This is a genomic window from Pseudomonas sp. FR229a, from assembly GCF_030209115.1.
Lineage (GTDB): Bacteria > Pseudomonadota > Gammaproteobacteria > Pseudomonadales > Pseudomonadaceae > Aquipseudomonas > Aquipseudomonas moraviensis_A.
Genome location: NZ_JARVSP010000029.1, coordinates 40,860 through 52,990 on the forward strand (window position 1 = coordinate 40,860; position 12,131 = coordinate 52,990).

Genomic DNA, 12,131 nt, shown 5'->3' on the forward strand with positions numbered 1-12,131 from the left:
GCCCTTTCCGTCGAGAGTGTAGCTAATCAACGTGGAAAATTCCATTTGTCATGATGAAGCCGCTCCAATTTAGAATTTTGGAACATAGTCCAGGTTGGCGAGTAGCAGTTGGCGTTTAATCACCCCCGCTTTAGTAGCCGCCCTGACTGCCCGCTTTGGGTCGCTTGTTGGCTGCCACCTCTTGCTAATTACAGACCTTGAATGTATCTGGGTGAGCGAGGAAAAATAAATTCGAATACTAAGTCATCATGAGCGTATAAGGCGCCATTGGAAATGGCAATTTTTCAAATCCAACCAAAAATCTCGTCTAGGTGGCCCCGGAAATTCTTTCGGACATATTAGTTCAGCAGGCGCTTCATCCGCGACATGCATCCAAGTGAAGTCGTTTAATCGCGCGAAAATAGATCGTCAATTGGATCGATCGCAATAAACGATCGCTCGGACCAGTTCATGCGCTCTCTGTAAGGTTGATAGCTTGGTTCATGGTCCGTCTCATAAAAATACTTATCGTAAAATCTGTCCACATCGACAATGCTAGCAACACTATCAGCCACGCCAGATGAATCATTAGCTCCCAACTCAGAAGCCTTGTCATCCATTAGTTCTATAAACTTCGCGCGCGCTGTTGTTTGCGAGCCACCGTCAGAAAACACTTCTGCCTGTGGAAACTCATCTTCAACCGAAGCGATTAAGTATTCAGTGATAGCTTGATCATATGCACCATAAAGATTTTGATTCACTTCAATATCGAAGCATTTGACTAGCTGACCTAAAATCAGTAATTCGTCATAATTCGGGTCATTGGAGAATGCTCCTAGCAAGAACGCCTCAGCAATCCTTTTATCAATTCCACCATTGCGCAGCGCCCATAAAAGCACTTGTGCTGACGCCATAAAAGATGTACCACATTTCTCGCCTCCGATAAAATCAATAGCTTTTGAGAGAGATCGACTTGACAAATTAATTTTTTTGCCAAGCTCAGATTGAGCGATACATAATTGAGCTACAAACTCTGCGCTAGTCCCAAGAAAGTTTATGTCTACAGCGGATGCGAAAACATGTTCTATCACCTCGGTAGCCACTTTGGTATTGATTATCTTATTGTCCGTCATATCTTTCAGGGTCTTCAATGAAGATAGTGTTTTTAGGCTACCAAAGCACTGTCGCAAAATAGCTGTGTTATTGGCATATCTGTTGAGTACGAAGTCACCTAGGGACGGGTTAAATAGCCGAACGAAAGGATGATTTTCGCCTATTACGAATCTAGTGAGCATTGAGCCCGACAGATGGCGGAAGTTTAGTAGAAAATCTTTTCTTCCAGTTAGACCAGCTGCACCTGGATACTCTAGATATCGCGAAAATGCCTCTGACAAATCAGGTTCTGTTATCAATCGCCCGTTCATAGCGACCAGCAAAACCAAGGCACGGCCACAGTCATCCAGTTGCGCTTCGAATGGATGCCCCCAAACAAGCGATGGATCATTTAGCAAGTCAGTTATATGGGACCAGTACGTCTCTGATGTAACATTCTCCAATCGCTGCGCATCGGTAATAAATCGGATTAGCCGCGGGTTAAAATTTTTATGTTCAATAATGGTTCTATAACGCCTATGCGAATACAACTGCTCGACGTATTCGCCATCCATTTCAGAATGCCAGATATGATTATAAAGTATTTGGGCCTTATCAATCTGCGCCAAAGACTCAAGTGTAATTTCAAACTCATTCCGACTTACATTTGAGTTATGGAAAACATCGTCTAAAATCTTTCCTTGATTGAGAATGGTCGTTCGAGATGTCAACACAAACCGCTTTTTGGGAGTTTTGACTATGCGCTTAATAAACCCCACAATCTTGGCACACTCATGCCCCGAAAGCGCTTCCAGATAGTTGCGGCCCAAAAAATCATCAAAATAGAAAATTTGCTTTGAGTCAGGGTCGTAGACCCCTTCAGCCTCCCTGACATCATCAGAAATCACCGAAAGCTCAAAGCCGTCTGCCACATAATGCAATATTAGCTGCCCAGCTAATGTAGTCTTACCTATACCAGCTGGACCAGTGATTATCACAACACTAGTAGATTCGAGTTTTTCAATGGCTTGAAGGTGATTTGCTGTGGCCACGTATCGCTTAGAGTCTTCAATAATCTCGCCAAGCTCAAAATGGCTCCGGTCATAAATTGGCTTATTAAGCATATACGCAAGGACGTTAGAGCTAGCAATCCAGAGCTTATAATGCCGTCTTTCAACGTCTGGATGTTTCGCTAATATGTCACTCAAGTCCTCCCGCCCCAGAATGTCTGCTGAAGACAAAACAAACGGTGAAAGTTTCTGCATCAAAATGTTTTTATCATTACGCGACAGCGGGTGAGACAAGGCTAAAATATATCTACTTGGAGATAATTTCTGAACTTTTAAGCTTTCAGAATCAGCAATTGACTTAACAAGTTTTTCTAATGGGGTCGAAATCCAATGCTTACATTGGAGTATCCATTCCTCCCCCCCAGGTTTAAAAAAGCGCCCATCTACTCCGGCGTCACGACCGGGCTTGAATCTCTCGAATTTGACCCCTTCCCTCGCGCTCAACAAGTCAGTGCAAAAGATTTCGAATTCTTTGTCGTTTAACCGCGAAAAATCGTAATCGCTCACAAAAGCCTCGCTCAGAAGTGGACCGCATGTCAGTAAACTGCTCAGTATGAGAGTATAGATGCTGAAAGCCGCACACGAGTCAACGCAGGGAAAGCCGCAATGATGCGTGCTTTCTTGGGCTGGCCGGCCATCTGGCTTGGTAATTTGCTCCAATACAGCAACGCCATGTCGAAGAACGGATGATCTGAGTGTCCGCTTCTGGCCGAAAGCAGCGATCCAACTGTGCCCCACTTTCGGCCGAAGCAGGGCTATCGCTATTCAAGATCCAGAGTCAACTCTAGGCTCCTGATCCACTCCTCAGATGCGGAATATCTTGCGTAATAAGCGGTTCTTTCTGCTGGACTTAGCGATGAAAAAAACAGAAAGAAATAGTTGTCGTTGTAAAAACCTTGTGCCCCCTGCATGTCACCTCCCCACCAAGACGCCTCGTATCCATCGAAGACCAACCACGGAGGAGGAGCCGCAATTTTTGTTTCGCTTAACATGCTTAATAGCTCGGAGCTGTTGGTGATCAGCCGCATCGTAGCGCTATTGAATTCCTTATATGAAATAGAAAATATAAGTTGTTCATCACTCAGTCGATGTTGAAAGCGGCTTACGACCAATCCATTGACCACTCTTTCATTGACGGGTGAGAACCGTTCGTTAATAAGGTTTTCAACACCAGCCACCTCAGCTTTGTCGATGACAAAACTTGAGTAATAGGCTTGTATTCCTGCAGGAGTCAACACTGAGTAAACAGGGTAATTTCGATGTCCTGCTACAGCCTCAGTGATCGTGATTCCAAATATAGATTTTAACTCTGCAAGCGAATAACCAACGATTTGCTCCTCAGGGGTAGTCTTGAACACCTTCTTCATACGACCTAACCAGTTCATATAATTTCTCACTTTGCTTCAACGGTTGCATCTGGCCGATTGCTCCCCGTCGCCATGCGCGCCCTGCTGGCAGACCATGCATTAGCCTCACGAAACAGCGCCGAATACACCTGAACCCTCCGCAATCTCCCCTTCCCCCCGCAAAAAATCCACAAACGCCCTCAGCGGCGAAGGCATGTGACGGCGTCCGTGGTAGTAAAGAAACGGACCGTCGAAGGCCTGCCACCAGTCCTCGAGGATCGGCACCAGTCGACCATCGGAGAGCGGCTCGCGCAGAAAATCCTCGAAGGTATAGACGATGCCCAGCCCGTTGATGGCCGAGCGAACTGTCAAATCGTGGGACGACGTCAGCAGTGGCCCTTGAGGCGGGATACGCACAATGCGGCCGTCTCGATGGAATTCGAACACGCCCACTTTGCCACTCTCGAATCGATGACCAAGCAGGTCATGGCCTGGCAGTTCTTCGGGGTGAGTGGGTGTCCCACGTTCAGCCAGATAGCGCGGTGCGGCCGCTGCAACGAAGCGTTGGCGACGCGGGCCGATGGGTACGGCGATCATGTCTTTGGCCAGGCTCTCTTCATAGCGCACGCCGGCGTCATACCCGCCAGCGTTGACGTCGACGAAGGAGTTGTCCATGACGACTTCGACACTGACCCCTGGATAAAGGCGCAGAAAACGCGCCAGCAGGTCGGGCAACAGAAAGCGTGCCACCGGCACTGGCACGTTGAGCTTCAGCGTGCCGACCGGGCGCTGAGCGTCGTCGTCCAGATCGTTGAAAGCGGCGTCGATTTCTTGCAAGGCCGGGCGCAGGCGCTCGAGCAATCGCTCGCCGGCCGCCGTCGGCGTGACGCTGCGGGTGGTTCGATTGAGCAGGCGCACGCCCAGGTCGCTTTCCAGCCGGCGCATGCAGTCGCTCAACGACGAGGCGGACAGCCCGCGCTTTTGCGCGGCAGCACGAAATCCCCCCGCCTCGACCACCGCAGCAAATATCGACACATCGGTAAGGTTTGGTTTACGCATGGATGCTCCCTCCGCAGGCGCCTGACTGTACGCCATACCGTACGGGCCATCCACCAATGCCCGGCTTATCCTCACGCATTCGTACACCGATACTGCTCACTCGCCCGCCAACCGGGAACCTATGACGCGAATGAGAACCCCCTGATGATTCATTCACCCGCTACGCCGAGCAATACCGCGACCCAACGCATCCTCAAGGCCGCCCGAACGCTGTTCGCCATTTCCGCGCTGACCGGCACACTGGCTGCGGAGGCCACTCCCCGAACGGAGCCGAAGCCGGACTGGTCCACCCAGGACATGCCCAGCCAGAAAGGCCGCATCGTACTGGTCACCGGAGGGACCAGCGGCATGGGCTATGAAGACGCGCTGGCCCTGACGCGAGCCGGTGCCGAGGTAATCATCGCCGCACGCAACGCCGAGCGCGGCCGCGAAGCGATCGCAAACATCAAGCAAGCCGTGCCCGAGGCGCGCGTGCAATTCGAAACCCTGGATCTTGCCAATCTGCATTCGGTGCGGGACCTCGCCAACCGTTTGCAAGGGCGCCTGCCAAGGCTCGACGTGCTGATCAACAACGCCGCGATCATGTCGCCGCCGGTTCGCGGCGTTTCGGCCGACGGCTACGAGATGCAGCTGGCGACCAATTACCTGGGGCATTTCGCCTTGACCGGCCTGCTGATGCCTCTGCTACGCAAAAGCGACGATGCTCGGGTGGTCAGCCTGTCGAGCATCGCCGCAGGCCGCGCAACCCTGAACTTCGACGATTTGCAGGCTGAGCACGCTTACGACCCTTTCGCCACCTACAGCCAATCGAAACTGGCGATACTAAAGTGGAGTATTGAGCTGCAGCAGCGCAGCGACGCTGCCGGTTGGGGCATACGCAGCATCGCCGCGCACCCCGGCGTTGCCGTGACCGAGCTGATCGCCCGTGGGCCTGGCCTGGACAGTCAATTCGGCAAACAATGGGCGGTAGAGCGGGACCTGTATCATTCCGCAGCGCAGGGCGCGCTGCCGACGTTGTATGCGGCGACGGCGCTGGAGGCCGTCGGCGGCGCCTACTATGGGCCCACCGGAGACAACGAGAAGCGCGGGCCGCTGGGCTTTGCCAGGATGCCACCGGCCGCTGCCGATCGCTCGAATTCGGACACACTGTGGCAACTCTCCGAGCGACTGACCGGCATCACTTACCGCTGACCGCGCCAGCACGGGCAGGCCCCGTGCCATTGCCCCGCCACTCCTACAGGAGCGCAACATGGATACGTCTCTTCTCGCCCACCGCGCGGGCGCCATCATCAATGCCGAGGCGCACGAGCTGCGCCCTGCGCTCAATGGCTTTCTGCTGTTCGTTTGCCTGTTCGCCGGCTATTTCATGCTGCGTCCGATCCGCGAATCGATGGGCATCACTGCCGGCGTCGAGAACTTGCAGTGGCTGTTCACCGCGACCTTCCTGGTCATGCTGGCGGCCGTTCCGCTGTTCGCCTGGCTCAGCGCACGCGTTCCGCGCCTGCATTTCGTGGACTGGGTGTACGGATTTTTCTGCGCCAACCTGCTGTTGTTCGCCGCCTTGTTTGTGGGTGAGGACAGCCCGTGGCTGGCGCGCGTGTTTTACGTCTGGATATCGGTCTACAACCTGTTTGTCGTATCGGTCGCCTGGAGCCTGATGGCCGACGTGTTCGACAGTGCCCAGGCGAAACGCCTGTTCGCTTTCATCGCAGCGGGCGCCAGCGTCGGCGGCCTGAGTGGCCCTGCGCTGAGCGCCTTGCTGATCGGTCCGCTGGGTGAGTCCGGCCTGATGCTGCTGGCCGCTGTTTTGCTCGGCGCTGCGATGTTGTTCAAGCGCAGGCTGATGCACTGGCGTGAACGGGGTGGCGCAGGACGCCCCGATGCCGCGCCGAGCGAAAGCCCCCGCAGGCCGTTGCCGGGCAATCCGTTCAGCGGTATGACGGCCGTTTTGAAATCACCCTATCTGCTCGGCATTTGCGGCTTTGTGGTGCTGTTGGCGACAGTCTCCACCTTCCTTTACTTCGAGCAGGCACGTGTCGTCGCCGAACACTTCCCGGACCGCGAGGCGCAGGTGCGGGTGTTCGGCATCATCGACTTCGTCGTGCAGGCGGGCGCCCTGCTCTGCCAGCTGTTCATCACTGGACGCCTCGCGCAAAAGCTCGGCGTCGGCGTGCTGTTGGCCATGGTGCCGCTGGTCATGTGCGCGGGGTTCATCGGCCTGATTTTCGCGCCCAGCTTCGGCCTGATCGCCGCGCTGATGATCGTGCGTCGCATCGGAGAGTACGCCTTCGTGCGCCCAGGCCGGGAGATGCTGTTTGCCCCGCTCGATGCCGAAAGCAAATACAAGGCGAAGAACGTTATCGACACCGTGGTCTACCGCGCCGGCGACGCCATCAGTGCCTGGGCGAAAAGCGCGCTGGACGCCCTCGGCCAAGGTGCAGGCATGGCAGCGCTGGTCGGCGCGCTGTGTGCACTGCTATGGGGTCTGCTGGGTTGGCGGCTCGGCGACCGGGCGGACCGCCGATCCAGTGTGGCGGCAGCGCGGCAAACCCACGCGTAACGCAGTCAAGTCGACAGATAAGGATTTTTCTCGAAAATATCAGCCGTTCAGCTAGCCCGGCTCCGCAGATTGACTGACGGTTGACCGCTTCACCAGGGAACTGCCGGTGCCAGGCATCGTCCGAGCTTAAGCGTTTAAGCAAACTGCTCGCCACGAGGTTTCCGTTTGAAAGCTGCCATCGTCAAAAAATACCGTCTGATCATCAAGACCCTCGGCTACGTGGGCTGGTCCTTGTTCTGGTTGCTGCTCTGGGACATCGCCGTCACCGTGGATTTCATGCTGTTTCTCAACGCCAAGCTGAATCTGCCGCTGATGCCGCTGACCTTGCTCGGTTCGGCGCTGATCGTGTTGATCAGTTTTCGCAACAGCAGCGCCTACAACCGCTGGTGGGAAGCCCGAACGCTGTGGGGGTCGATGATCAACAATTCCCGCAGCTTCGCCCGGCAGGTGCTGACGCTGCTGGACGATGCGGGTGGCGAGGTGAATCCGGTCAAATCCACACTGTTGCGCCGCCACGTCGCTTACGTCAATTGCCTTGCCGCGCATCTGCAAGGGCAGGCTTGTCCTGACGAGGTGCGGGCGTTTATTCCCGCCGAAGAGTTTGCCCGCAGTGGCACAACCAATAACTTTGCCAACGATATCCTCACCGGCTCGGCGACCCTGCTTGCAAAGGAATACAAGGCCGGGCATCTGGACAGTATTCGCCTGGCGCGGCTTGAGTCGACGCTGGTGGACCTGTCCAACAGCCAGGGCGGCATGGAGCGGATCGCGAACACGCCGCTGCCCTACCCTTACGTGTATTTTCCACGGCTGTTCATTTCGCTGTTCTGCCTGATCGTACCGGTGGGACTGGTTGAATCTTTGGGCTGGTTCACGCCGCTGGCGTCGACCGTGGTCGGGTTCATGCTGCTGGCCATCGAACGCATCGGCACCGATCTGCAAAGCCCGTTCCGCCACAGCGAACACCAGATTCAAATGGAAGCGCTGTGCGAAACCATTGAAAAGAACCTGCAGTCGATGCAGCGTGATTCCTTGGGTGATGTGCGCAGGCTTGAAGAGCCCGCTTGAGGCGCTGCTTTAGCAGCAGCGCTTTTCATCGGATACAGAGCAATTATTGATAAGTGTCCGCCTCCTCGGCGGGATAAAACTCCCCCTGCTTGCCCAGCTCTTCCAGTCGTTCACGCGCGATCACTTCAACGCGAGCCACTGCGGCCTGATCGTCAGGATCCACCAGTTGCAAACACAGGCGTTGGACATTCTGATCATGGGTTCCCTCGCTGAGCATTTCGTGGGTGAAGACCTGTTCAGCACGCCATAGGCATAACTGGGTATGAGTTCCGCCGAGCCATATCTCGTTGATTGATCCCAGATCAGTGGTAGCCAGTTGATCCACGGTAATTGTCTTATCCATTGCGCTGTACCTGAAGAATGCTCGTAAACAGGTACGACTGGCAGGCACAGCGTGTCGTTCCAACCGTCGACAGTTTGACCGCGCCGATGATGTTGCAGCAGATCGCATACCAATCTCACTTGTTCGGAAGATGCTTATGAAATCAGCAAAAATCGACGACTACATCGCCAGTTGGCCTTTACTGGGCGTCGGCTCGACTGCCCCTTGGGCGGTGACTCAGGACTGCGAGAGCCGAATCCTCGCTTTGCTTGAAACTCTCGGCGCCGGCTACCGGCGTCAAGGCAATTGTGCCGTTCATGAAACCGCCATCGTTGAGCAAGGCGCTGTTCTGAAAGGCGCAATCATCATCGGCGAAGGCTGTTTCGTAGCGGCTGGGGCTTATCTACGGGGAGGTGTATACCTCGGCAAAAACTGCATCGTTGGCCCCAGCTGCGAGCTGAAAAGTACCTTCATGCTCGATGGCAGCAAACTTGCCCACTTCAACTTCGTCGGCGACTCAGTGATTGGCGAAGCGGTGAATATTGAAGCCGGCGCGATCATTGCCAACTACCGGAACGAACTGGATGGGGCTGATATCAAGATTCGCCACGAAGATCAGGTGATCGACACAGGCGTCAGCAAATTCGGAGCGCTGGTGGGTGACGGCTGCAAGATTGGCGCAAATGCCGTGATCGCTCCTGGAGCTTTGTTGCGGCCCCACACACATGTGCCTCGTCTAGGGTTGATTGATCAGTTTGCTTACGAGTAACACCAGATAGTGGCGAGCGTCAGTTTTCGACCAGAAGCAAAAGTGCTTACTTTTGCCGTGTAAATTGTCTTGGCAGCATTCTCAAAAACTCGCCTTCGACATTCGCTTCGGATTGATGACTGACCTTCGCCACAGACAGCCAAAGGCGCACATTCCCACCGCACGCCCGCTATATCCGCCTATCGATACGTCAAATCTTCCGAGCCCAACTCCCAAACATCACATCCCCAACATAGACGCCTGAAGAGCCTGAACGCTCCTGATCCAGACGCGCCTGCAACGTTTCAATTTCGACCTCTTCTGCACTGGCCACCCCTAACCCAATGATTCGCGGCAAGCACGCTCGAACGATGGCGCCAAGGCTGTAGGGCGCATCAGGCGTTTGTACCAGGCACTCGGCGCGTACGCTTTCGACGGTCAAGCCTGCCTGGGTGAAAATGCCGTGCAGGTTAAAACCGATGTGCAAATCCGCTCCTTCGCGAGCGAGCATTTGCTGTAACCAGCGTTGCGCTCTTTCATGCAAAGGGAACGGCTCGACACTGGCAGGCGCCAGCGTCGTATCGTGTTCCTGGAAGACCATGATTCCGCCGGGGCGCAGACACTTCGACAGTGCTCGGATCGTCCCCACCGCATCCTGTTGATACATCAGGACGCGCCTGCCGACGATGGCGTCGAAAGTGCCGACAGAGTCGGGCAATTCCTGGAGGTCTGCCTCGAGAAAAGTCAGCGCATGTCCTGCGCTGCGCTGGCGAGCAATGGCAATCGCAGCGGCGTCGTGATCAACGCCGATGACCTCCCCGTTTTCCACTAGATCACACAGCAGCAAAGAAACATCACCCGAACCGCAGCCTACGTCGAGGATCCGCATTCCTTTGCCGATGCCCGCGTCGATCAGCAAGCGTGTGGTGAAGTCGAGTCGGTTGAGCGGCATTATCAAATTCCCTGAGTTTTGCGAAAAATCATGGCAGGCACGTCAGTCATCTGGCACCCAGCAGCGCTTCATCCTTCGCCACCGCACGTTGATAGGCGTCGCGGCTGATCAACCTCTCGGCATAGGCGAGAAACGCAGCTCTGGGCGGCAAGGTTTGCAAGCCTAACCCCCAGCCAATGTGCGAGCCAACATAAACGTCTGCAGCGGTGAAGCGTTCGCCGGCAATAAACGGATGCGCCAGCACCGCGCGTTCGAGCTGATCGACCGTGCGCTCGTAGCTGCCGTAGCCAAAGAAGAACTCCTGATCCGGCGTCGGGTTGAAACCGGCGCGGTGGTTGGTGACCGCCTGCTCCAGCGGCCCGGCAGCGAAAAATATCCACCGGTAATAAGCGGCGCGCTCCGCTGCCACCGGGGCCAGCCCGGCTTCGGGAAATGCCTCCGCCAGGTACGCACAGATGGCGGCAGTTTCTGTTATGGTTTGCCCGTTATGCACCAGGGCCGGGATCTTTCCCATCGGGTTCACGTCGCGAAAAAAACTGACGCGCCGATCATCAGCGTCGGCCATCGTTGGCACTGCCAGCGCGGCACCACCCCATCGGTCAGCCTGACTGGTCGACTGGTAATCCATGACCACCGTCTCATACGCGCAGCCGATTTCTTCGAGCATCCAGCGCACCATGCGCCCGCGAGAATTGGGGTTGGTATAGAACGTCATCGTCATCGTGAGCTCCTTTTGGCTCGGTGTGTTGACGACAATGGTAAGAGCGCAGCGGTATCAGCCTGTGGGCGCCTTGCGCCAGAATACTTGCAGAACGCGCCATTGGCGGCGCGTTGCATCACGCATCACCGCTATCCTGCGGTTCGGAGCCTGGAAATGCCGCACCATCACACCAGCACCGAGCGGTGTAAATTGCCCAGGGTCTTCTGGGAATCGATAGCGCAGCTGGGACTGGATCCCTCGTCGATTGAGCAACACGCTCAATTGCCCCGCGACCTGCACCTGAACGAATCGACCTTTGTCAGCACACAGCAGTTATTCGCTGTCTGGAACGCCATTGAGGTGCTTTCGGCAGACCCCGCTTTTGCGATAAAAATGGTTCGCGACACGCCCAGTGCGAAGCACAAAATGGCGTTCATCACGGCGTTATATGCGGCTGATTTTCGCGACGGACTTGCGCGGTTGGCGCGCTTGCAGCGCCTGTGCAGTCCCGACAAATTATCCATGGTCGAGCGCCAGGAGAGTGTGTCATTCACGATTCAGTGGCCTTCCGGCACGGGGCCGGCGCCCTGTCTTTCTGTGGAAGCGTGTTTTGCCTTGGTACTGGAGCTCGGTCGTCGAGGCAGCGGTGAACACATTGCGCCTCTGTCATTACGCTTGAGACGGCCAAAGCCACCGCTGGAAACTCACTCGGATTATTTCGCATGTCCCATCCGCTACGGCGCCAGCCATGACGAGATGATCGTAAGCGCCTCTGATCTTGATCGGCCGTTTCTGCAACACAATCCGCAGGTGCTGCACATGATGAGTCCCGGCCTCGATGCCGCACTACGCGCGATCGAAGCGCCGCCAGGCTTCTGTGAGCAGGTCATCGAAATACTGAAACGCGCACTGGCGAACGGACGGCCCAGCCTGCAACATCTCGCCCGAGAACTGCTGCAGAGCGAGCGCACACTGCAACGCCGCTTGGCATCCGAGGGTACGACCTTCAATGCACTGCTCAACGAGGCGAGGCGTCAAGTGGGATTTCAGCTACTGGCTGATACAAGCCTGGAGCTTAAAGAGGTGGCCTATCTTCTCGGTTATGAAGACGTCAACTCGTACTATCGGGCCTTCCGGCAGCGAGAAAATGTTTCACCCGGTCAGTGGCGACGCTCAGCGACTCACCCATGACGCTGGCAGGAAGTGCGCTTCGGGCCGAAAGCAGATGCCAGATG

Annotated in this window: 11 protein-coding genes; 5 read left to right on the forward strand and 6 right to left on the reverse strand. The window is 55.5% G+C overall.

The features are described 5' to 3' along the window. Window positions 1–386: 386 nt before the first annotated feature. The 3 genes from QRN33_RS22710 to QRN33_RS22720 form a co-directional block, all read right to left on the reverse strand. The gene (locus QRN33_RS22710; protein ID WP_285410214.1) at window positions 387–2,648 is read right to left on the reverse strand and encodes an nSTAND3 domain-containing NTPase; all 2,262 of its coding nucleotides are present in this window, start codon (window positions 2,646–2,648) and stop codon (window positions 387–389) included. Between the two features lie 254 nt (window positions 2,649–2,902). Next, a complete protein-coding gene (locus QRN33_RS22715; protein WP_285410216.1) occupies window positions 2,903–3,508 on the reverse strand; it encodes a hypothetical protein in 606 nt (201 codons plus the stop codon). Between the two features lie 105 nt (window positions 3,509–3,613). Next, window positions 3,614–4,546 carry a LysR family transcriptional regulator gene (locus tag QRN33_RS22720; protein ID WP_285410217.1) on the reverse strand — a complete coding sequence of 311 codons (933 nt, stop codon included), beginning with the start codon at window positions 4,544–4,546 and terminating at the stop codon, window positions 3,614–3,616. Between the two features lie 144 nt (window positions 4,547–4,690). Here QRN33_RS22720 and QRN33_RS22725 point away from each other — a divergent pair, with 144 nt between their 5' ends. The 3 genes from QRN33_RS22725 to QRN33_RS22735 all read left to right on the forward strand — a co-directional run bounded on the left by QRN33_RS22725 (window position 4,691) and on the right by QRN33_RS22735 (window position 8,174). Continuing rightward, window positions 4,691–5,737: an SDR family oxidoreductase gene (locus tag QRN33_RS22725; protein ID WP_285410218.1), complete on the forward strand. Its 1,047-nt coding sequence runs from the start codon at window positions 4,691–4,693 to the stop codon at window positions 5,735–5,737. Window positions 5,738–5,795: 58 nt separating this feature from the next. Beyond that, window positions 5,796–7,106: an NTP/NDP exchange transporter gene (locus QRN33_RS22730; RefSeq protein WP_285410219.1), complete on the forward strand. Its 1,311-nt coding sequence runs from the start codon at window positions 5,796–5,798 to the stop codon at window positions 7,104–7,106. 165 nt (window positions 7,107–7,271) lie between these two features. Beyond that, entirely contained in the window at window positions 7,272–8,174 is a 903-nt protein-coding gene (locus QRN33_RS22735) for a bestrophin family protein (protein WP_285410221.1), read from the forward strand. A gap of 43 nt (window positions 8,175–8,217) precedes the next feature. On the opposite strand, the gene QRN33_RS22740 is transcribed toward QRN33_RS22735, so the two are convergent. Beyond that, window positions 8,218–8,517 carry a hypothetical protein gene (locus QRN33_RS22740; protein ID WP_042610244.1) on the reverse strand — a complete coding sequence of 100 codons (300 nt, stop codon included), beginning with the start codon at window positions 8,515–8,517 and terminating at the stop codon, window positions 8,218–8,220. 136 nt (window positions 8,518–8,653) lie between these two features. Here QRN33_RS22740 and QRN33_RS22745 point away from each other — a divergent pair, with 136 nt between their 5' ends. Then, window positions 8,654–9,265 (forward strand): LbetaH domain-containing protein, encoded by a 612-nt coding sequence (locus QRN33_RS22745; RefSeq protein ID WP_285410223.1) that lies wholly within the window; start codon window positions 8,654–8,656, stop codon window positions 9,263–9,265. Window positions 9,266–9,455: 190 nt separating this feature from the next. Here the strand turns inward: QRN33_RS22745 and QRN33_RS22750 are convergent, their stop codons facing one another. Next, complete coding sequence (locus QRN33_RS22750; protein WP_285410224.1) at window positions 9,456–10,196, reverse strand: class I SAM-dependent methyltransferase; 741 nt, start codon at window positions 10,194–10,196, stop codon at window positions 9,456–9,458. Between the two features lie 46 nt (window positions 10,197–10,242). Next, on the reverse strand, window positions 10,243–10,917 hold the full coding sequence (locus QRN33_RS22755) for a glutathione S-transferase family protein (protein WP_285410225.1): 675 nt from the start codon (window positions 10,915–10,917) through the stop codon (window positions 10,243–10,245). 153 nt (window positions 10,918–11,070) lie between these two features. On the opposite strand from QRN33_RS22755, the gene QRN33_RS22760 reads away from it, so the two are divergent. Beyond that, window positions 11,071–12,087, forward strand: a complete 1,017-nt coding sequence (locus QRN33_RS22760) for an AraC family transcriptional regulator (RefSeq protein ID WP_281921429.1) — start codon at window positions 11,071–11,073, stop codon at window positions 12,085–12,087. The last annotated feature ends 44 nt before the right edge of the window (window positions 12,088–12,131 follow it).